13 protein-coding genes are annotated in these 23,129 nt (G+C 46.5%); 5 read left to right on the top strand and 8 right to left on the bottom strand.

Annotation, left to right across the window (positions count from 1 at the left end; translation table 11 throughout):
• Window positions 1-115: 115 nt before the first annotated feature.
• From ACRBG0_RS06520 to nhaC, 3 genes are read left to right on the top strand one after another with little or no spacing between them, the layout of a single operon-like run.
• Window positions 116-3,127 carry a gliding motility-associated C-terminal domain-containing protein gene (locus tag ACRBG0_RS06520; RefSeq protein ID WP_431486096.1) on the top strand — a complete coding sequence of 1,004 codons (3,012 nt, stop codon included), beginning with the start codon at window positions 116-118 and terminating at the stop codon, window positions 3,125-3,127.
• A gap of 54 nt (window positions 3,128-3,181) precedes the next feature.
• Complete coding sequence (locus ACRBG0_RS06515; RefSeq protein ID WP_431486095.1) at window positions 3,182-4,438, top strand: hemolysin family protein; 1,257 nt, start codon at window positions 3,182-3,184, stop codon at window positions 4,436-4,438.
• A 9-nt stretch (window positions 4,439-4,447) separates the two neighbouring features.
• Window positions 4,448-5,911 carry a Na+/H+ antiporter NhaC gene (gene nhaC / locus ACRBG0_RS06510; RefSeq protein ID WP_431486094.1) on the top strand — a complete coding sequence of 488 codons (1,464 nt, stop codon included), beginning with the start codon at window positions 4,448-4,450 and terminating at the stop codon, window positions 5,909-5,911.
• Window positions 5,912-6,089: 178 nt separating this feature from the next.
• Here nhaC and ACRBG0_RS06505 read toward each other — a convergent pair whose 3' ends face one another.
• From ACRBG0_RS06505 to ACRBG0_RS06475, 7 genes are all read right to left on the bottom strand, one after another.
• Window positions 6,090-7,565 (bottom strand): nitrilase-related carbon-nitrogen hydrolase, encoded by a 1,476-nt coding sequence (locus tag ACRBG0_RS06505; RefSeq protein WP_431486093.1) that lies wholly within the window; start codon window positions 7,563-7,565, stop codon window positions 6,090-6,092.
• A 78-nt stretch (window positions 7,566-7,643) separates the two neighbouring features.
• The gene (locus tag ACRBG0_RS06500; RefSeq protein ID WP_431486120.1) at window positions 7,644-8,153 is read right to left on the bottom strand and encodes a Crp/Fnr family transcriptional regulator; all 510 of its coding nucleotides are present in this window, start codon (window positions 8,151-8,153) and stop codon (window positions 7,644-7,646) included.
• Between the two features lie 104 nt (window positions 8,154-8,257).
• Window positions 8,258-14,728: a lectin-like domain-containing protein gene (locus tag ACRBG0_RS06495; protein WP_431486092.1), complete on the bottom strand. Its 6,471-nt coding sequence runs from the start codon at window positions 14,726-14,728 to the stop codon at window positions 8,258-8,260.
• A gap of 228 nt (window positions 14,729-14,956) precedes the next feature.
• Window positions 14,957-16,123: a class I SAM-dependent methyltransferase gene (locus ACRBG0_RS06490; RefSeq protein ID WP_431486091.1), complete on the bottom strand. Its 1,167-nt coding sequence runs from the start codon at window positions 16,121-16,123 to the stop codon at window positions 14,957-14,959.
• 134 nt (window positions 16,124-16,257) lie between these two features.
• The gene (locus ACRBG0_RS06485) at window positions 16,258-16,788 is read right to left on the bottom strand and encodes a YfiT family bacillithiol transferase (protein WP_431486090.1); all 531 of its coding nucleotides are present in this window, start codon (window positions 16,786-16,788) and stop codon (window positions 16,258-16,260) included.
• A 5-nt stretch (window positions 16,789-16,793) separates the two neighbouring features.
• Window positions 16,794-17,426: a SanA/YdcF family protein gene (locus tag ACRBG0_RS06480; RefSeq protein ID WP_431486089.1), complete on the bottom strand. Its 633-nt coding sequence runs from the start codon at window positions 17,424-17,426 to the stop codon at window positions 16,794-16,796.
• Between the two features lie 769 nt (window positions 17,427-18,195).
• The gene (locus tag ACRBG0_RS06475) at window positions 18,196-19,131 is read right to left on the bottom strand and encodes a DUF3137 domain-containing protein (RefSeq protein WP_431486088.1); all 936 of its coding nucleotides are present in this window, start codon (window positions 19,129-19,131) and stop codon (window positions 18,196-18,198) included.
• A gap of 162 nt (window positions 19,132-19,293) precedes the next feature.
• Between ACRBG0_RS06475 and ACRBG0_RS06470 the strand changes: the two genes are divergently transcribed.
• Window positions 19,294-20,928 (top strand): FAD-binding dehydrogenase, encoded by a 1,635-nt coding sequence (locus ACRBG0_RS06470; RefSeq protein WP_431486087.1) that lies wholly within the window; start codon window positions 19,294-19,296, stop codon window positions 20,926-20,928.
• A gap of 240 nt (window positions 20,929-21,168) precedes the next feature.
• Window positions 21,169-22,395 carry a class I SAM-dependent rRNA methyltransferase gene (locus ACRBG0_RS06465; protein ID WP_431486086.1) on the top strand — a complete coding sequence of 409 codons (1,227 nt, stop codon included), beginning with the start codon at window positions 21,169-21,171 and terminating at the stop codon, window positions 22,393-22,395.
• Window positions 22,396-22,448: 53 nt separating this feature from the next.
• Here ACRBG0_RS06465 and ACRBG0_RS06460 read toward each other — a convergent pair whose 3' ends face one another.
• Window positions 22,449-23,114, bottom strand: a complete 666-nt coding sequence (locus ACRBG0_RS06460) for an MCP four helix bundle domain-containing protein (protein ID WP_431486085.1) — start codon at window positions 23,112-23,114, stop codon at window positions 22,449-22,451.
• Window positions 23,115-23,129: the final 15 nt, after the last annotated feature.

The raw sequence follows: 23,129 nt of genomic DNA, 5'->3' as shown, positions 1-23,129 counted from the left end.
TACTTTCAGACAGCAACTAACCAGACAAAAGCTTCTTATTTAAAGACCAAGAGCTACGCTTTTGGGGTTTTAAACGTTATAGACTACAACTACTAGACAGACAATCGAGCATACTATGCGCAAAATATACTTCCTGCTGCTTTTTTCAGCGCTTTATTTACCTTCTGCTTGGGCACAACCCGCCAACGACGAATGCGTCGATGCTATCCCGTTAGATGATATCACCCTGTGGTGTTCTGTGCCGGATGCGTATACCACCATCAATGCGACCATCTCACCGGAGGATAGCCCGATGTGTTTTCCTAATAACCAGGATGCCTTCGATGTTTGGTTTTCGTTTACGGCAGTAGCACCTATCGTTAGTATCAGTGTGATTGGTGAGACAGATGTGAATGACGGTGGAACAATCCATGATCCTCAGTTTGCCCTCTACGGAGGTCCTTGTGATGATCTTGGCGATGCTCTTGCTTGTGCATCCGATAACTCCAATGCTGACCAAGTAACCATCTTTGAAGCTGGCTTGACTATTGGTCAGACCTACTACATTCGTGTGAGTGCTCGCTTTAACCAGACGGGAACTTTTCAGTTGTGTGTCAATAACTTCAATGAGGTTCCTCCGCCTGATGGCGATTGTGATTCGGCGGTTATCCTTTGTGATAAATCACCGTTTTCAGTGAGTTTTGTCGTAGGGGTGGGCGATACCCCCAACGAGATTGGTGATGTAAGTTGTAGTAGTGGTACCTGTCCTTTCGATGAATCAAGCAGCACATGGTACAAATGGACTTGCCAGGAGTCGGGGCCGCTGGCTTTTACGCTCACGCCGTTAAATCCGGCTGATGACCTCGATTTTGTTGTGTTTGAGTTACCTAACGGGCTGGATGATTGTACAGGAAAGGAAGATTTGAGATGTATGGCATCTGGCGAAAACGTGGGTGCTGATTTTGATGAGTGGGCACCTTGTACCGGCGAAACAGGCCTGAGTTTGGCCGATCCGGATATCGGAGAAACCTGTGGTTGCCAGGCAGGAGATAACAATTTTGCGCAGGCCGTAGATATGGTAGCAGGCCGTAGTTATGCGCTGGTTGTTAATAACTTTAGTCAATCTGGTGCCGGTTTTTCCATTGAATTCGATCAGAGCCCTGGTACGGGTACCTTTGTTGGGCCACAGGCCAATTTTGTTTTTGAACCGAGTGTTGCTTGTGTAGGAGAGACCATCAGCTTTACGGATGCTTCTTCGTTTATTGGCAATATTGATAGCTACGATTGGGATTTTGGCTCAGGGGCAGAACCGCGTACGGCTACTGGCCAAGGGCCACATCAAGTGGTGTACAACACGCCGGGTATCAAGCCTGTCGTACTGGAAGTTACCTCTGAACGTGGTTGTGTTGTTACTCGTATTGATCTAGCGACCGAAGTTATTTGCTGTGATGACCACTTTACAACCGATGCGAATATTAGTGATGTGGATTGCCCGGATAGCACCGATGGCGCCATTGATTTCTTGGTAAGTAATCCCTACGGGCCTTATGGCTATAGTTGGAGTAACGGTGCTAATAGCGAGGATCTTACAGGTTTAGCTCCCGGCACCTATACGGTAACGGTTGTAGATGAAGCGACCTGTGAGGATACATTTTCATTCGTTGTAGATAGTCCTCCGCCTTTTACTTTTGACACTTTGGTCGTAATGCCTACGTGTAATGGTGGAATCGATGGTGCCGTCACTTTGGTGGTGAATGGAGGTACGCCACCTTACGAATACAACTGGGAAAATACGGGCTTTGGGCCTAACAATACCTTTAGCGGTATTAGTCAGGGCGACTACACGGTTATCGTTCGCGATGACAATGATTGTGAATTCACCCAGATTTTACCCGTAAGGGAATTAGAGTTGCAGCTAGATCCTGCTGTGCAGACGATCACGCAGCCGAGTTGTTTTGGGTTCAGCGATGGTTCTATTGTGATAGCGATCAATAATGGACTGCCTCCTTATGAGTATAACTTTAACGATGGGAATGGATTTACCTCCAGTAATACATTGAACAATATCCCTGCGGGAACCTACTTGGTTGATGTTTTAGATGCTAACCTTTGTAGTGGATTTTTCGAGCTAGTGGTAGAAGATCACCCACCGCTTACGCTTGATTTTGCGATTGATAATGTCAGTTGTTTTGGCGAAAGTGACGGTAGTGTTGAGGCCCTTGTTACGGGCGGTTTTGGCAATTACTTCTATAGTTGGAATAACGGTGCGGTAACAGCGGTGAATGGAAACCTGGTTGCTGGCACTTATAATCTACAGGTAACAGATGAAAATAATTGCCTGATTACAGGCGATGCCATCGTGACCCAGCCCGATAGCCTGGGCTTGGGACTGGTGGAAGTGATCGACAATATTTGTTTCGGCGAAAGCGAAGGAAGTATTACCGTAGAAGCTGTAGGTGGCTCTCCGCCTTATGAGTACAGTACCGACGGTTTTACATTTCAAACAGACCCGATACTCGGCAATTTACCAGCAGGGAATTATGAAGTAACCGTGTTGGATGCCGAAGGTTGTACCGCTACAGTAGACGCTTCGATAACGGAACCCATCGAATTGGTTGTAGACGCTGGTGGTGACCGCTTTATCATCCTGGGTTATGATACCCTGGTACGAGCAGTTTCCAATTATTCCCCCGTGACCTATACCTGGACGCCGATGGATTCCCTGAATTGTCTAAACCCTGATTGTAGCCTGGTTCAGGTTAACCCAACAGCGACGACGACCTATCAGGTGCTGGTCACCAATGAGAATGGCTGTACTGCTACAGATGACGTGACCATTAATTTGATCAAAGATCGGCCGATTTTCATTCCCAACGTCTTTAGCCCGAATAACGATGGGACCAACGATGGCTTCACCATCTTCAGCGGCCCGGGATTGGAACTTATTGAAAAGCTGCAAATCTTCAGCCGCTGGGGCGAACTGGTGTTTGAAGCCAATAATATCTTCCCCAATGATGTAGGCCTCGGTTGGGACGGTAAATTCAATGGCGACCCCGTCAATCCGGGTGTTTTTGTTTATTTGGCGCAGCTACGTTTCGTTGATGAGGAGATTGTAGAGGTGAAGGGAGATGTGACGGTGATAAGGTAAGAGGGGCATTCCCCAAAAAAACTACTATCTTCATCCCTTTAACTAAAGTAACCTATGGGGCTTTTTATTGGGATTGTTGCAGCACTTGCTTTTTCAGCGCTCTTTTCAGGCTCTGAGATGGCTTTTGTATCAGCGAACAAGCTGAAGATCGAACTCAAGAAAAAGAAAGGTTCCTATCGGAGCCTGATCTTGTCTGGGTGGTACGATGGGCCAAATAACTTCATTAGCACGATGCTGGTGGGGAACAATATAGCCCTGGTTATTTTCACCTATCTAATGGGGCAGCTGCTCTCTCCTGTACTGTCTCAGATGTTGGGGATTTCCGAAGAAAGCATATCTCAGGTGTTATTACAAACGGTGCTGATCACGATTGTGGTTTTGCTGTTTGGTGAATTTCTGCCCAAAACACTGTTCCGTTTGTTTGCGGATGATTTTCTTTATCAACTGGCGATCCCATTGCGTTCCCTTCAGTTTTTACTCTTTCCTTTTGCATGGGCAATGACCAAAGCGTCGGACCTAACTTTACGATTGCTCTTTAAAAAGAGAGTAGCACCAACGGAGCAAATACTGACCAGACTGGATTTGGAAAACTTTGTGCGAGAGTCTCGATCTGAGGCTCAGGAGGAAATTGACAAAGACCTTTTTGGAAAAGCACTGAACCTGCGGGAAGTGCGCGTACGGGAGAGTATGGTTCCACGCACCGAAATTGAGAGCATTGATGTAAGTGCCAGTATAGAAGAATTGGTAGAGGTTTTCCAAAAGACCCATTTGTCGCGGCTTTTGGTCATTAATGAAGATGTCGACAATGTTTTGGGCTACGTGCATCATCAGCAACTTTTTGAAGAACCCAAAAGCATTAAGCAACTTGCCTTAGCGATTCCATTCGTACCTGAAACGATGTATGTAACGGAGTTGATGAATAAGCTCATTAAAGAAAAGATGAGCATCGCCTGTGTCTTCGATGAGTTTGGAGGTATTTCAGGCATCATTACTTTGGAAGATATTCTGGAAGAAATTTTTGGAGAAATAGAAGATGAACACGATAAAGGGGACCATATAGAAGAGGAATTTGGTGAAGGCGCCTTTTTGTTTTCCGGGCGCTTGGAAATCGATTATCTTAACGAAAAATATGGCCTCTTTTTACCGGAAGGAGAATACCATACCCTTTCCGGCTATCTGGTAACCACAACGGAAGACATTCCTGAACAAGGACAGATACTGGAGCTTGGCGATTATCGCTTTATCATAGAACTGGTGAGTAATACCCGTATTGAAACGGTGAAGATTGAAACCATTACGAAAGAAGAATAAAAAACACTCATGGAAGAACAGCCAATTATTGAAAATCAGGAACTCAACATCTGGGAAGCGTTAATTCCCGTCATTGTTCTGGTTATCCTACTTAGTTTCAACGTGAGTGTTTTTGGGGACGATGCCCTCAGTGGCTCTAACCAGTTTATCTTGCTCATAGGTGGCGCGGTTGCTGCCATTGTTGGGTTTATGAACAAGGTTTCCTACAGCAAAATGATTGATGAAGTCGCCAACAACATCAAATCGACGACGGAAGCCATTCTTATCTTATTATTTGTGGGTGCATTGGCTGGAACCTGGCTCATCAGCGGCGTCATTCCATCTATGATTTTTTATGGTTTAAAAATATTGAACCCAACGATATTTCTACCTGCTACGGTGGTCATTTGTGCCATTATTTCTATTGCTACGGGTAGTTCCTGGACGACTTCAGCCACGGTAGGTATTGCCTTGATAGGGATTGGCCAAGCGATTGGTATTCCTTTGGGCATGGTCGCAGGAGCGGTATTGTCTGGAGCGTACTTCGGTGATAAAATGTCGCCATTGTCAGATACTACCAACCTGGCACCGGCTATGGCTGGTGGCGAATTGTTCACGCACATCCGCTATATGGCTTACACCACTGTTCCTACCATTATCGTTACCATCATCGTATTTATAATAATTGGCCTGACGATAGAGCCTACAGGTGTCGCCGATACCAAAGCATTGCTTGGTGCGATGGAGCAGCAATTTTATATTAGCCCAGTCCTGTTTTTGGTACCCATAGCGGTTATTCTTTTGATTATCCGAAAAACGAAACCCTTAATCGCCTTGTTGGCGGGTACGTTGCTGGGCGGTTTTTTTGCGGTAGGTTTTCAGCCAGGCGTTGTGGCGGCTATAGCCGAAACAGATTCGCTTAGCTTCACCAGCGCTTACGTTGGGGTGATGAAAGCCATGACGGTGGATGTAGCTGTGGAGACAGACAATGCTCTACTTAATGACCTCTTCTCTTCCGGAGGAATGTCTGGAATGTTGGGTACGATTTGGTTGATCTTATGTGCGATGGTTTTTGGTGGAATCATGGATGCCATCGGAGCACTTGCACGCATCAGTCGTTCACTGCTCAATATGGCAGAAAGTACTTTTAGCTTGTTTGCGAGCACCGTGGCCAGCTGTTTGGCCCTCAATGTCACGGCATCTGATCAATACTTGGCAATCGTTGTGCCTGGTAAGATGTTTTCTAAAGCCTATGAGGAACGCGGCCTTGCGCCTGAAAACCTAAGTCGTACGCTGGAAGATTCAGGAACAGTTACTTCGGTATTGGTGCCTTGGAATACCTGTGGCGCTTATCAGTCTGGGGTACTTGGCGTATCCGTCGTCGATTATTTCATCTACGCGATCTTCAATTACCTAAGTCCGTTTATGACCTTGCTGTTTGCTGCCTTCCGGATTAAGATTCGCCAGTTGAACGGAGAGTTTTTAGCGAAGTAATTATTTGAGAGTTTTCAAAATCGCCACGAGCTGGTCGGGAGACCAGCGGGATATATCCTTGTAGTCTGGGGACTACAAGGAGCAGAGTTACTTAAAAAGGCGACAAAGTGCTAAATGGCATTTTGTCGCCTTTCTCATTACTGAATGAGTGGGATACGCCTTATGCGCTTTGTAATCCTTACGAACGTTGAATAGTCGGGGCGCTTTTTTTTGATCGAATGGTAGTTACAATGAAAAATAGTAAAAAGCCTATAGACAGGTAAACAAAACTATCCTGAATGATGGAGTATAATGTAGTAACACCTTTAGCAGGCAGTTGTGCATACATGATTTTTTTATTTCCATCAAAACTGCTCATTTGTGAAGCCATTTCACCGTATGGTGTGATTGCTGCGGAAAGCCCAAAACGCGTTGAACGCAGCACCGAGTGACCTTGCTCAACTGCTCTAAAGGCAGCCATTTCTGTATGCACAGGGTCAATGCCTCTCCAGTCACTTGACGGAAGAATAACCATATCGGCTCCTAATTCACCATACTCTTTTGCCAGGTATGGAAAATCATAATCATAGCAAATAGCAGCTCCGATTTTTGTTCCTGTTACATCAATCACCTTTAAAGGTGATGTTCCCTGCACGGCTGGCTCTCCTGGTACGGGTTGATGCTTGAGGTAGGAATGCGTGATGTTCCCTGACGAATCAATAAATTGGTACTTGTTCTCATACCTAAAGGGCGTTTGTGAAATGGGTGTCACATAAGAAGCTACCAAAGTGATATTGAGTTCAATGGCTAGTTCTTTTATGGATTTAATCCATTCCTGCTCCTCTTCAGGCATTATAAATAAGGCAGCTTCGTTCCATGCTATTATTTTAGCACCACCATCTGCTGCTGTTCTGGTTCGCTCAAATAATGCCGTTTTATTCTGTTCATTACTTTTCTTAGAAGGTAATGGTAGACCACTCACCTCGGAATCTGTTCCAACTGCTGCAACAGTTACGGTGTCAACGCCATTGGATTTACTCAAGTCGTAACGAATAGAGCCAAAAACAATTAAAAGGAACAACATAATTACCGGAAGCTGAAATGTTGAAATAGCGGTTTTCCTTTTGAGTATGATAGTAGCAATTGAGACATTAACCCAGTAAATCAGAAAGCTGAGCCCAGCCAAGCCAAACAAGGACACTGTTTGAATAAGTGATACATTATCGTGCATGGTATATGCTGCTACTCCCCAACTGGCAAGAGGAGTAAAAGTGTATTGAATCCATTCCATAATGATCATGATAACAGGAAATAGAAACAGCGCGTATTTTTGATTTTTAAATCTACTCCAGGCTAGGTAAGCGGGCAGGTGGAATAAACTAATTGGGATCGAGTAGAGGAAGGTTAGCACTAGGGGTATTGGCTCGCTAATAATCTTCGCTACCACCAAAGTCCAAGCTAAAACGAAAGCCAGAAAAAAGGTTAATCTTGACTTCCAGCCTTGTGTGAGACTTAGATAAATTAAAAAAGGAACACTTGAAACCCAAGCCATAACTTCAATACTAAAGGTCATGTGAGATAGCGTAATGGTAGCTACTCCGATTGCGAGATACCAAAGTGGATTAATTTTATTTACATTAAATCCTTGCGGGGAGGGACTTGAGGAAGTTTTCATCTTTCTTTGTTTTTAATTCTCCACAAAGATTGATGCTTCTGATTTCAAATCCATTAACATTTGTTAAAGGATGATATTTTACGCCATAAGTCCTTTACGGAGTCTACTTAGGGAAATATTTGTAATTCCGAGATAGGAGGCAATGTCAATATGTGAGATTAGATTTTCCAGGAAGTGATATTTTTCTCTGAAAAGAAGGAGTCTTTCTTTAGCATTCAGCGAAGCGAGGCCAATTTCTTTCTCAACTTTTGCAAGGAGTTCATTTTGTAAAACCATATTTCCAAACTCACGTATGTCAATGTGATTTATCATGAGCTGCTCAAACTTGTCAGCGTTTAAACTGGCAACGGTTAGCTTGGTAAGCGCTTGAAAGTTGAGGTGAGATATTTGATTGGCCGTTCTCGTTTTATTTGGAGAAAGTACACCGCCTTCAAGAAAGAAGGAGATGGTTACTTCTTCACCTTCCGGGCTTAGTAGAAAGCTCCGGCAAACACCTTCGTAAACAAAGTACTCCTTGTTATTTCTTTTTCCTCTATCTATAAAAAGATCTCCTTTTTCATAAACTTCAATTACGATCAAGTCATTCACCAGGTCTAACGACCCCTCCGATATAGGTGACACCTTGTTGATTAAGGGCCTTGTTTTTTCTTTAATCTGTTCGGAATTCATGACTATTATTTATTTGTGCGCAACTATCGAATAAGTGTAACATCTCCTTTGAATATCTCGATTCGACCATCCGCAAACTCTACTTCGGCAAAATAGACGAATACCGCAGGGTTCATTGTTACACCCGCTTTGGTGCCATCCCATCCGTAGCGAGGATCATTGGGCGCAAAATTATCAACGGTGTAAATAGCGTTCCCCCAGCGATCAAAAATGTCGAATTGATGTATTTGGGTGACACTGCCCAATTCGGCAAATGGATAAAATACATCATTGTCGCCATCACCATTGGGCGAGAAAATATTAGGGAAATACACCGGGAAATCCCGGTTGACGAAAACCCTGACCAAGGCTTTGTCGCTACAGCCATTTTCTGAAATTACACTGATCTGATAAAGGCTTGTTTCGGTAGGCTGTGCGTAAGGGGCCAGGCAATCGCCACAACTAAGCGTCGATGCGTCTTCCCAATTGATTTGTGCCAGTGATGCTTCCGGGTAGTTGGTTTGCGCAATCAGTCTTATACTGTCTCCGTAATCGATCTCTAATTCGGGCTGGGTGACCAGCACGTAGAGCGAATCGGGTTGAATGATTTCAATCGTTTCTTCATAGGTACAGCCATTGCTATCTTCAATTAATGTCTGATAAACACCTGCGGGGATGTTCGTAAAAAGTGTTTGCGACTGCAAGCTGTTTCCATTATTGATACTGTAAAGATAAGGAGGGGTGCCACCTTGAATGCTGCTGAAGTTGATCAAGCCAACGTCGCCAAAACAGAGTGGTTGTACTGCCTCCAATGTAGCGACAGGGATGTTTTCGGTAACGGTCACAAGGTCCATTGCGGTACAACCATTGTCGGTATTCGTCACAAGGATTTGATAGTCTCCGGGGGCATTGATAGTTGGGGATAGTGTGTTCTCGTTGAAAATGGTCGCCCCATTAACTGATGTCCAGAGGTAGGTGAAGTTACTGCCCTGGGAAGAGTTGGAGCCATTTAGGTTATCCTGCTCATCGGTACAATCCAGTACGAAATCGTTGCCCGCAGAAGCGAGGGGTGGTGTAATGTCTTGTTCCACGATGACATTGGCAGTGTTGCTACAATCGTTGCTGGTATCTTCAATCATAAGAATATAGGTGCCGGGTGCGCCTACTTGTGGGTTGAGTCCGTCGGCACCAGAGAGGATGACCCCACCTGTTGTCGTCCAGCTGTAGAGTAAATCCGCCCCCATGCTAGAGGCTGTTGCATCTAATGGTGTGTTTAGTACATTGCAATTGAGTTCCGCCGGCGTAGCAAAGATGATAACAGGTACATCGTCATCTTGTAATACTTCAATACTGGCACTATCGGAACAGGTATTTTCTGTATTCACAATCTCCAGGGTATAGATACCTGGCTGACTAATTTCCGGCAATAAACCATCTGCTCCGTCGTCTATTTGACCGTTGGTTGTCGACCAGGTGATGGTCAGATCAGGCCCGCTGCTCGATGCGCCAGCGTCTAGTATTAAGCTTGGTGTTCCACAATCTAAAATACCCGCCATATCAATCATGGCTACTGGCTGAAGCGTATCTTGAAAGACCGTTGTACCTAAGCTATCGGTACATCCGTTGGTGAGGTTGGTGACTAAAAGACCATAGCTTCCCGGTGTATTTACCGTAATGTTGGCTTCGTCAGCAGGACTGATGATATTCCCGTCAGGGCTTTCCCACAGGTAGGATAAGCTACTTGTTCCGGTGCTGTTTTCTCCCAGGATATTTAAAGAAAGTATCGTACAGTTGAGCGTGTCGACAGGGGCAATTTGGACAATAGGATCATCCAGGTCTTCTCGGACTAAAATCGTACGGCTACCTACGCAGCCATTGTCGGTATTGGTAACCATCAGTGTATAGTTGCCTGCTTGGTCGACGGTTGGTGTAAGGGTGTTAGCATCTTGCAGAATATTACCATCGGCAGTGGTCCAGCTGTATACGGGCGCATTACCTACATTACTGGCGGTGTTACCTTGCAATTGGATGCTAGGGTTGTTACAGTCTACCGTTATTGGTGTTGTAATGGCTACTAGTGGTGTATCGGTATCTTCTTCTACGAAGATGTTGGCAGAAGCGGTACAGCCGTTGTCGTTATCCGTTAAAAGTAACTCGTAGCTACCAGATAAACCGACCGTAGGTGTGGATGTTGAGCTGTTGGTGATCGTATTGCCATCTGCATTTGACCACGCGAAGGAAAGCATGTTTCCGGTACTCCCCGTTGCGTCGAGCCCTACCGAAAGGGTGACACAATCCAAGGTGTCAGGTACTGCAATCATTGGCACCGGAGGTGTCAGGTTATTAAGTACGGAGACGGTCGCTGTTTGGCTACAGCCATTGTTTGTATTGGTAAGAAGGAGCTGGTAATCTCCAGCTTGTGTAATTGTAGCTATAGCTTGATCTTCATTCGTAATGGGTAGACTGGTGGTATTGCTCCAGCTGTAAATTGGGTTGCTACCTGCGAGGCTCGCTCCCGCATCGAGGGTAGCGGTGGTGTCAGCGCAAGTTAAAATGGCTGGTGGTAAAATTTGGATAACAGGGCTGATGGTATCCAGTGTCACGGTTACTTGGTCGGTGGCCAAGCACTCGTTGGTGGTGTTTGTTATTTCCAGAAGGTAGGTGCCTGCTGCGTCAATCATAGGAGTAGCAGTGTTCGCTCCATTTTGAATGTTGCCATTCATCGTGCTCCATGCGTAGGTTACACCAGCCCCTTGTGCATCGGCAGTACCTGATAATTGCAGCTGTGTCCGGGCACAATTCAGGAGTGTGTCCAGCCCTGCATCAACAATAGGTGGGGTGTTGTCTAGCAGCACCTGAATTTCGGCCTGCGCCCGGCAGTTATTGTTAGTGTCTTCGACGGTGAGGGTGTACGTGCCAGGACTATCTACCAAAGGTTGTAGCGTACTAGCGTCTTGCACAATATTTCCATCAGCGGTTGTCCAGGTGAAGGCGGTATTGCCACTGTTACTATTGGCTGTACCAGCTAAGTTGACGCTCAGTCGTCCACAGGTGAGCGACAAAGGCATTACTATACTGGCCTGTGGGAAGTTGTCGTCTTGAGTAACGACAGTAAAGGTAGTGTCCATACAACCGTTGATGGTGTTGGTAACGATCAATTGATAGTCACCGGCCTGTCCGGCATTTATTTGATTCGCGCTTGGGTTGCCGACGAGGCTACCGTTCAAGGTAGACCAAGCGTAGAGCAATGCGGAGGTGCCGACAGAGCCACTACCATCCAAGAGAGAAAGACTATCGGTACAGGTCAATTGAGGAGGCAATGCGACCATAGCCGTAGGGAGTTGTATGTCTTGGGTCACGAGCACGGTGTCTATTGCAAAGCAACCATTATTCTCGTCCAAAACTTCGAGAATATACATACCGGGATCGCTAACGGCTAAGGTTGCAATACTATCAAGTGAAGGGAGTGTTGCATTGGGACTAGACCAAGTGTAGTTGATACTGTTGCCGGTGCTACTATTCCCGCCAAGGGTGTGAGTAGTTATATTACAATCCAGGTTTTGATCTGTTCCTGCGGATGCGGCTGGCGATACGGTGTTTTCTGTTAGCTGAATGCTGCTGGAATCGGTACATTGATTAGCAGGGTTCAGTACCGTTACGTTGTAGGTTCCGATGCTGGTTGCTAAAATTTGAGCGGTACTGTCGCTACCTGAGATTGTTCCGTCCAAAGTGTTCCACTGGAAATCAGGATTGGGGAATGAAGTGCCCAGGCTCGCAGTGATGGTCATATCACTTTGTACACAATTCAGCTCGCTAATTGGCAGTATAGATAAGTCGGGTAGCACTATATCTTCTGTTACCGTTACAGTAGTGGTGGAGGTACACCCATTGTTGGTGTTTTCAACCAATAGCTGGTAGTCACCAGGAGCGTTGATACTCGCCAGGAGCGTATCGCTGGCCGAGGTGATTTGTCCGTTGCTAGTAGACCACAGGTATTGGAAGTTTCCTCCTTGGCTACTGCCGGAGCCGTTTAATACCTGATCGGTAACTTGGCAGTTAAGCTCAACGGGCGGCATAATCGTTGCAACAGGCATGAGCGTATCCTGTAAGACAGTGACCGAAGCGCTACTGCTGCAACCATTGGTCGTGTCGGTGATTTCAAGGGTGTATACGCCGGACTGGTCTACTACTGGCAGAAGGCCGTTGGTACCACTTACAAATTGGCCGCCAGAGGTTGACCAAACGAGGTTGTAGTCCATTCCGCTAGTGGACCCGGAAGCGTCTAATACCAAGGTGTTTGTAAGGCAATCCAAGGTGTCGTTTAATATTATTTGTACAACAGGAGTGTCATCATCCCCTACAACAATCACCTGGTCTGTGGCGGTACAGCCGTTGACGGTGCTGGTGACTTCGAGGACATAGGTGCCTGCTGATCCTACAAAAGGGTCCAGGGTGGTAGCTCCGCTGATGATGGTACCGTTGGCGGTGCTCCAGAGGTAGGAGGCATTGGTGTCAGAAGAGCCATTGCCGTTGAGTTGCAGGTTGGAGTCTCCACAACTGAAAGGGGGAGCCGTTCCTGCTTCTGCGGCAGGTGGTGTTGTGTTTTCATTTACGGTAACTGTGGCCATATTGCTACAGCCAGTGTCTATTTCAGTGACAACTAAAGTATAATCTCCAGGAGCGGTAGCGGTAGCAGTTTCTTGATCTGTAGGGCCGACGAGTGTCCCATTTGTAGTCGTCCAACTATAGGTGACGCCGGTAAATGGAATACTCGAAGTACCATCCAACACCACACTGGTAGTGAGGCACGTAAGTGTTGGAGGAGCAGTGATGTCAACAATGACAGGGTTGTTTCCTCCCTGTACGGTTACGGTTGTTTGGTCTGTACAGCCATTGTCTGTATCTGTGACTACGAGCGTATAGTCGCCTGGTTGATCAACCTCTGGAGAAAAGTCTGTTGCGCCACTTACAATATTGCCATTGGAGGTTGTCCATTGGTAAGTGAATTCATCTCCAAAGGAGGATAGACTACCGTCGATCACCAGGCTTGAATTTGCACAGCCCACCTCTCCATCAACAATGGCGATCGCATCGGGGATATCCTGATCTGCCGTCACATAAATATCGTATTCATCAGTGCATCCGGAGATGCTGTTCGTTACAGTTAAGGTGTAGAAGCCCTCAGCACCTACCAGCGGGAAAAGCGTATTGCCTCCGGCTAAAATAACACCATCGTTGGTTGTCCATTCGTAATCAAAGACACTGCTTTCTGACGAACCTGTTCCATCTAATTCTACGCTGGGTGGGTCGCAGGTCAGGATCTCATCGAGTGCAAATGCTACAGGGACATCCGGGTTGTCTTCGACAATTACACTGGTTTCTTCCATACAAAAGCCACCTTGGCCATCGTCATAGATAACGGTTAGGGTGTATTCTCCGGGTTCATCGACAGTAGCTTGATTGCCATTGGTGTCTGTGAAGTTTCCGTCGCTGGTTGTCCAGTCGTACGAGATATCGTTGCCCGAGGTAGAGTTGCTGCCGTCGAGGGTTACCTCTCCGGTGATACAATCCAGATAAGGCGGAATGTCAATTTCAGCTTCCAATTGATTGATGACAACGATAACGTCGTCCATGCTTTCACAGAAAGTGAGATTGTTGTAAACCGTAAGGGTATAAGTTCCTGCGGCATCTACAACAGGCATATCTGTAAATTCTCCAGAAACAATATTTCCGTTGCTGGTTGTCCATTCATATTCAAATTCAGGGCCGGAATCAGATCCGCTTCCATCAAGGGAAGCCAAAGCGCCAACGCAAGGGATGGTTACCATGGTTCCTGCATCAGCGACTACTTCTGCGGGGAGCCCAGGGCATACGGTATGTACATTAGTTGCCCCACCCGTAGAAGAAGTGTACCCCCAAAAGGCCATATCAGATCCACCAAAACAATTGTTGATGATGTCAAAAATACCGGATAGAATCAGATTACCGTCAAAGTAGACTTCGTAAGTATTGGTCGCGGGGTCCCAAGTGAAGGTAACATCGTAGTCGTTACCATCTTCAATATTACCGAGATCATAAGGACCATTAATAGTTGTTGTAAAATCACCATTGATATTAATGGCAGCATGGTCATTAACGGGGTCGCCTAAGGCAGTGTTCTGGTAGGTGTCGAACTCTACGATAAAGGAATTAGGAATACCCTGTGCTCCGATACCTTCACCACTGATTCCGCAGGTAGAGGAAGTATTGCTCTGGTAGACTAAGCAGATGCCATCCGCGCCAGCATTGCTGGTGCCAAAATTGAGGGTCATGGTATGAGAGAAAGGCTGGGAAAAGTCTGTTTCTTCATTAAACCAGGCACAACCTTGTTGCCCATTTGCATTGGAGGTTAGTTGGATGCACTCTCCCATTAAGGTGGCACTTCCTGTTAGGAGAAATTCATCGTCGCATGTTAGCTGGGCGGACAGCGGTAATGAAAATAGTAAGTAGAGGAAAGAAAGTATTTGAATTCTCATAGTGGTTGTTCCTTTATCAATGACCCAAATTACCGGCTGCTGCAACTGGAGGGGTGAGTCCAGGGCCGTACAATTCTTTTACTTAGCAAAATAGCCAAGTAAAGCAAAAAATTTGGTTGTATTGAGGTTGGCTTTAAGCCTTGGTTTCAAAAAGGAAAAGGGGCAACTAGTGTAATAATGATGAAAACTAGTTGGCTTGTAGAGGCTAAAATAATGACTTTGTTGAGTTTAGTTGGTCATTTTAACCAAAAGGTCTTCAAGATGATGTCTTTCGATGCCAAACTGAGACTTTAGGTCTTTGATTTCTTCCAGTGCTTCAGGTCTTGGTTGGCTTTTAATGGCCGTAATCATTACATTTTTGGGAGTATGCTCGGTGCCGATAAATTCAAACACTTTGGTTTTGTAGCCATTCGCTTCTAATAGTAAACTACGAATAGCATCGGTCAGCATTTCTGCTTGGCGTTCTAAAAGAATACCATGCTGTAACATCGGTTGCAGTGTTACAGGAGGCTGCATTGCTTTGCGCACTTGTTTGTGGCAGCAAGGAGCTACGATAATAAGTTCGGCTTGTGCTCGTATACCTTTGGCTATTGCTTCGTCGGTGGCGGTATCGCAAGCGTGGAGGGCGATGAGCATATCAATACCGCCATCTGGTTGGTACTGATGGATATCACCTGCGATAAATTCTAAGCCTTGAAACTTGTTTTGCTCAGCAATGGTGTTGCAAATCTTCACTAGATCGGGACGAAGCTCAACCCCTGTCATTTTAATAGGCAGTTGGGTTTCATTGACGAGATAGTCATACAAGCCAAAGGTGAGGTAACCCTTGCCGGAACCCATATCTACGATGCGGGCACCTTTGGATAATGGTTGTTCCCGTAAAAGGTGGCTGATAAGTTCGATGTACTTATTGATTTGTCGAAACTTACGACGGCCATTTTGTAGAATTTGGCCATCCTGCCCAGCAATGCCCAGCGAGGTAAGGTAGGGCCTTGGCCGTTCTGTCAGTGGGCGTTGCTTTTGTTGATTGTGTTTCAATGAAACGGGTTCGCGGGTAGCGATAGCACGGGAGCGTAATAAGCCCTTACCTTTCTTACTTATCATCAAGCTGGTCTGTTCGGAAACCGTAAATAACTCGGCTTGGCGAAAATCTTCGGTGAGCCATTTGTTTATGGCAGCGGTAGCTTGTGTAAGGTGGAAATTTTTGGTCTCATCTCGCGTAGCAAAACGCAGCGTGCAGGAAAGGTGTGGCTCTTCCTTGATTAATACCAGGCGTGCATAGACATTCTTTAAATCGGATTGAGCACTACGGTTTTTACTTAGCGTTAATTTACTCAACTGTTGGCTGGTGAGTGCCTGAGAAAGATGATCCAAAAAGGTTTCTATTGCTTCCATCGCACAAAGATACAGATTCGTAGGATGAAATCAGGGAGCGATAACTGGGAGGGCTAATCGTACCATTGCGATGGTGCGATTGCCGTATTTACGGGGTACTGAACCCTTTTTCTGGATTGCCCTGGTTGACCTTGCTAAAATTTTAATGCTTTTGCTTGCTTCACGTGTGCCAAATGGTGCCGACAATGCCATTGGTAATTATCCAAGCCTAATAATAAACTAAAGGGAGCGCCATGCTCTGGATGAAAAAAAGAACATTGGTATTGATCCTCTTTCATTCCGTTTAATAGCGCTACCCAACGGGTATGTATTCCTTCTAGAATGGCCAGGGAGATCTCGATAGGAAGATGGTAGTCTGCCATTTCTGCCCAAGCAGCCTCATTGTAAGGCTTAATGGAGGGCTTGTCCTCGGTGAGGGCCAACTTGAAACGAATAAAAGCATTCATATGGCTGTCTGCACAGTGGTGAACGACCTGGCGAATCGTCCAGCCTCCGGGGCGATAGTGATAGGCTAATTCTTGGGAGGATAAGCCACTGGTTGCTGTGCGTAGCTGGTTGGGGAAATCGGCTATTATTTGCTGCCAATCAGCAATAATATTGGCAGAAGGGGAAGGGATAGCCGCAAATGTTCCGATGGGATAACTGAGTTCGTGTTGTGATTTCATAAGGTCTATTCAATCGTTATTTTCTCACCCAAGTATTTTGGGGCTTTACCAAATATTAAATCAAGCTGCATCTTCATACGGGCAAGGTATTCTCGGATAAGTACCGTATAACCATAGGCCAAGCTTACTTCTTGAGCCACATATCCGCTAACTTCTAATCCATGTTGCTGTCCGATGTATATGGCTCGAGCTACGTGAAAGGGTTGCGAAATGCAAATAAAGGATTTTTGCCCGAAAATCTCCTTAGCTCGTACGACAGAGTCGAGGGTACGAAAGCCTGCATAGTCCAGGTAAATACGATCTGCCGGAATACCGAGCGCTACCAAATCTTCTTTCATTTGCGCCGGCTCGTTGTATTCTTTGGTGCCATTATCACCGCTAAGCAACAGAAATTGGACCTTGCCAGCTTCAAAAAGTTGCTGCGCTGCTGTAATTCTGTAGTGGTAATAAAGGTTGATCTGCCCACCGGCTAAATACTTGGACGTGCCAAGCACAAGGCCGACTTTCTGAGGCGGGATGGCACTGGTGTTTGTAAATAAAGAGGTAGCGGTTTGTCGTTTTACATAGTGATAATTAAGTATCGTGACGATAACAACGAGCAGTATAAGGAAGGCTGAAATTTTGAGCCATTTTTTCATGATACAAAATTGATGGTTTTAGGGGGGGGTATAAAACAACCAGACAATATACAGCTGAGAAAAATATAAGATGGAGATTGGATGGGTTAAATTCACGAATTTAACTCGCCCCATTAACGACCCTCAACCACTAGAACAGCAATAGCCGCGCAGGCCGTGAGGCCGAAGCGCGGGGCCCGGATGAGGAAACTGCGGCTCAGGGGCAGCGGATTTCCTTTTATAGTCCCCAACCCAAGATTTGTGAATTCTGTCTTGCTATTTTTTCGCCTCGCTGCGTTGAAAATACTCGCTGCAACTACGGTTATGCCTGTGTTTTTCGCCTTGAGGGTCAAAAAAAATAGGGTCGTCATATTTTCACAAATCCTGACTTGGAGGACTATAATTGGCCTTTGGTCATTTCATGTAAATGCATGAATGTATTTATACAAATGGCGGAACTCCGAGCGCACGGAGGTGTAACCTCCTCCGAAGAGGGTATAAACGCTGTCAAAATTCTAAGTAAGAGGCTGATCCTTCCCTCAATTCTCTGAATTGGTTCCTGTTGTGGTGTGCCCCCAACTCTGCGAGTTGACCCCGCCAGCGGGACACATGGACGGGGACAGGCCCGTAAGTAAGTGCAACAGCAGTGCGTAAGGCGGAGCCTGAAGCAAGGCGGACGGAGGAGCAGGGCGAAGGATGGAAAGGAGTGGCAGCGACTGGACAGCCTGGTGCCGTAGGGGTGTTTGCAAAGCAACGCACCTACCGGCATGACCCCAAAAAGATAGAATATTTAATGCGTCTGATCAAAATCTTCGACGATTTTCAGTACCAGCATGATATCGAAATAGAATTCTCGGATGAGGTCGAAGTTGATATTGGACGTAAAGATGCTGGGCTCTAGCAAATCACGCTCTTCACTGATGGCGGCAAAAATATTGCGGTCTATAAAGGAGAGGTAAATGTCTTTTCCGGTAATCTCCACGTAACGCGAGAGGGCATCTTGCATAGGCTCCGACAGGATACCCTGTACGTGGGTGTCTTCGGTGGCGTAGACCAGGAATTGTTCATGAAAAAAGGGGTCGTTGATTTCGTGATCTACGTTTACACCGCCCTGGAAATTGAATTCTTTGATACTGCGGGTCAGGTAGTGCTTGCGGCGGCGGGGCCAAACCACGATAGTGCCTTCGGTATCCTCTTCGGCAAAGATGGCGTGTAGAAAAACGCCTTCAAATACATCTTGCAGCTTGTTGGTCATGCTAGACATGTCGCGCACAACCAGCTCGGAAAGCGCGAAGGGCATTTCACCTACCATGCCTTTGATGAAGTCTTCGCCCTGGTAATATTGGGCAGGAGTCGCAAAAATATTGCTCTGCTGAAATAGCAGCTTGGGGATCATCTGGCGCGGATCGTAGCTCAGGTTGGTGAAATTGAGCTGCTCATTCATAAAATCGAGGATTAGTCCTACTATCCGCGGTTTAAAGGTTTGCCGAAATTTCTGAATCTGATACGCTAGGTAAAAGATGTAGAAGGTAATGGGCATAATGAGAAACAACGAGATCAAAACCACCCCCAGATAGGCCGAGATAGTTAGGATGAGGAAGATAATGAGCGCCGAAAGAAAAATAAGGGTAAGCAGTCGCTTACGCAGGCGCTCGGTGCGCTGCAGCTCTGGAAAAATGTGCGTATTGTAATAGCGCCGAAACGAATCCAAGTTGATCAACTCCATAAGAGTGGCAAAATAAGAAATAATTAGCTGGACTTTAGCTTAAAGGTTAAAGTTGTAGAGAGATGCGGGGCCCCTTGGGTAGCGTGTAGAAAGACGTTGCCCAAAATCTAGCGAGCCCTTCTTACTGAAATTTGCGATATTGGCAGCAAATCTGCCCTTTCTATGTCCTCTACGCTTCATTATCAGTCGGATGTTATTATTGTTGGTGCCGGTATTGCCGGGATCATTGCAGCTATCGAATTGCTTGACGCCGGTAAGCGAGTGCTGATGCTGGACCGAGATGTGGAGCATGAGCTGGGAGGGCTCGCCAAATGGGCCTTTGGAGGCATGTTTTTCGTAGACACCAAACACCAGCGCCGCAATGGCATCAAAGACAGTATTGAGTTAGCTAAGCAAGATTGGTACAATTTTGCTGATTTTGCGGCAGATGAATACTGGGGCAAGCAATGGGCCGATCAGTACCTGCACCTGTGCACCGATCACGGTTATCACTGGTTGAGAAAAAACGGTATTGACTTTTTCCGGGTACTCAACTGGGTAGAACGCGGCCTGAACGATGATGGCAACTCTGTTCCCCGCTTTCATATGGTATGGGGCACGGGTTGGGAGCTCGTACAGGTTTTTAAGCGCAAGCTTTTGGGGCATAGTAACAACAAGCTTTTGAGCATCCATTACGAGCATCGCGTGCTGGAACTCTTGGGTAACAGCGAAGGCGTACAGGGCGTACATGGCCAACTCGAGGGCAAAGACACGGAGTTTGCCGCTGTAGCGGAAACGGTGATTGTGGCAACCGGCGGCATCAACGGCAACATCGAAAAAATAAAACAAAACTGGTACCCTACCTGGGGCAAACCACCGGAGGTTATCCTCAATGGTGCTCACAAATACGCCCTTGGCGACTTGCATGATGCTACTGCGGCTATTGATGGCAATGTCGTGAACCTGGATAAGCAGTGGAATTATGCAGCGGGTATTCGGCATTATGCGCCTCGCAAAAAAGATCACGGTCTCAGCCTTGTCCCCTGCAAAACGGCCCTTTGGCTCAACTATCGGGGCGAGCGTATGGGGCCAGAGCCGCTGGTGACCGCCTACGATACTCGCTACCTCGTAGAACGTATTTGCGAGGAAGAAGAAAAATACTCGTGGCAGGTGCTCAACTACGGGATCATGCTGAAGGAGTTTGCCATTTCGGGCTCGGAGCACAATCCGGCCTTTAGGAATAAAAAATTCCTCAAAGTCATCAAGACCGTTTTGCTGGGCAACAAGGAACTCGTCGATAAGATGATCACCGACTGTGAGGATGTACTCGTTGCCGACACCTTGGAAGAGCTTGTAGATAAAATGAATGCCCTGCAAGGCACGGATGCAGTACAGCTACAGGATGTAAAAGCCGCTGTAGCTGCCTATGACGGTAGTATTGACCAAGGACCGCCTTACCGCGACAAGCAGCAGCAACGTATTCAGCATGCCCGGCAGTGGCGCGGTGACAAGGCCCGCACCAGCAATATGGCCAAAATTGGCGACCCTAAAAAAGGGCCTTTTGTGGCTATCAGGGAGTTTATTCTTTCTCGGAAAAGTCTTGGCGGTATCCAAACGGATCTGAGTGGCCGAGTGCTACAGAAGCCTGATGGCGCTGGTCAGCAAGCACCCATTCCGGGGTTGTATGCTATTGGCGAAGCGGCAGGATTTGGCGGTGGCGGGATGCATGGGCACCGTTCGCTGGAGGGCACCTTTCTGGGAGGTTGTGTGGTTACGGCACGGGTGACGGCACAGGCGATTTTGGGGAAGACGTTGTGAGAAGATTCGCTACTAAGTAGGGCATTGCCTCTCGCGAAAAGCATCCATCCAAGTCGAGTTTTCGATAACGATAGAGCGTATTGCTTTTGTGAGGTCCTCTATTTTTGATGCGTTTGCCCTAATTCAAAATTCTCTGCCTACTTTTGTGAATTAGTTGGGATTATTTAAAAAATCCTCTTTAAAGCTCCGTGTCTCTGTGCCTCTGTGGCTAGAAAAACAAGCTTAACAAAACCAATCACTTTGTCCTCATTTCCACTGCTTCCCAATGTAAGTCAAGATCGGCTGGCTATCCGGCTCAAGCCTGCGGCGGAACGGATGGTGCGCAAGCAGCATCCTTGGGTGTTTGAAGCCTCAATTACCAAGCAAAACAAGGAAGGCAAAGCTGGTGACCTTGCCATCATTTTTGACCAGAAGAAGAATAAATTTCTAGCGTTGGGACTGTATGATCCTTTTTCTCCCATTCGGATCAAGGTGCTTCAATATATGCAATCGGCCAATATTGATCGAACATGGTTGGAAGAAAAAATTGACGACGCATATACCAAGCGTGCCCCACTTTTGGCGACGGACACCAACAGTTATCGCCTCATCTATGGCGAAAACGACGGCCTCCCCAGTTTGATTGCCGATGTATACGACCATGTGCTGGTGGTGAAACTGTACAGCCTCATTTGGCTGCCTTACCTGCAAGACCTTTTTGAGCTTTTATTGGCAAAAAGCAAGACCAAAACGCTGGTGCTGCGACTGAGCAGGAATGTTCAGAAACAACAGGCAGCATTGCAAGGACTGCACGATGGGCAAGTGATTTATGGCGAATTGCCCAATCCAGAGATCATCTTCCGTGAACATGGTATTCGGTTCAGTGCCAACGTGATTGCAGGGCACAAAACCGGCTATTTTCTGGATCATCGTCACAATCGGAAGCGGATTGGAGAACTGGCCGAAGGAAAGAGTGTTTTAGACGTCTTTTCTTACGCTGGCGGTTTTTCTGTACACGCTTTGGCTGGTGGCGCACGCGAAGTAACCAGCCTGGACATCAGCGCCCAAGCTTTGGAAATGGCAAAAAAGAATGCACTTCTCAATCTTGAAGACCCGCCGCTTCGCACATTGGCCCAAGATGCATTTAAGGCTTTGGAAGAACTTCGGAACGCCGGTGAAAAATTTGAATTGATGATCGTCGATCCGCCTTCGTTTGCAAAGAAAGCCAGTGAGATCGAAGGCGCTTTGCACAGTTACGCGCGCCTGGCCAAGTTGGCTATACCGCTTGTTGCGAAAGGTGGAATACTGGTACTGGCCTCTTGCTCCAGCCGAGTGAATGCCGAAGAGTTCTTCGAGCTGATGACCCAAGAGGTGCGGGCTTCCAGCCAGCCTTTCACAGAACTCGAGCGCAGCTTTCATGATGTGGATCACCCGATTGGATTTCCGGAAGGAGCGTACTTGAAGTGTATTTATTTTCGGATGGGGTAGCTCCTTAGAGATACTGCCCCAGTTGAGTTAAGCGCGGTGGCTTTAATACAAGGCTAATTCAAGCTTCCTTTCTGCCACTTTTGAGAAATGGCTGGTCGGCTGGCTAGCACGAGCATCTGCAAGATGATCGCGATACAAATGAGTATGACCATTTCAAAACTAGTAACGATATAGGAACCTTTAGCGATACGTTGAGACTGATCATTGAGCATTTTGCCCTCCTTGATCTGAATAAGGGAAAGCTGCCGGAGGTTGGCAGAAGCCAGATCAAAATGCTCATTGAGCAAGTTGAGAACAGCAGTGTATTCGGCCTCCTCGGAAGAGAGTTGTAAGTATTGATCCTCAAGCCCCTCCAAGGCGGCAACATTAGCTTTGAACCCCAAAAAACAAGCTTCTTCTTCTTCCGTGAGTAGTGTTTTCTCATAGGATAACAGCAACTGACTAATAGCCGTATTGTGATCGCCAATTTCTGAGCGGAGGTCGGAATCAGCTAATTCAGCGCAATGGTCAATCGTCAACTTCTTTTGGTATAAGTGGTCAGAGATCAGGTATATATAGCTCTCGACGACCAAGCGATCTTTATATACAGAAGAAAATGAATCGCTCAGCTTATCCATCTGCCATCTACCCAACAGGTTGGTAACGAGTACGATGACACAAACGATAGCGAGTAATACCGCCGCTTTTATTTTTTGCTGAATACTATATGCCCATTTCATAATCCGAACGTTTAG

The organism is Lewinella sp. (assembly GCF_050633125.1).
Taxonomy (GTDB): domain Bacteria; phylum Bacteroidota; class Bacteroidia; order Chitinophagales; family Saprospiraceae; genus Lewinella.
The sequence above is the reverse complement of the archived record's forward strand: the minus strand, read 5'-3'. Positions and strand labels throughout refer to the sequence as shown.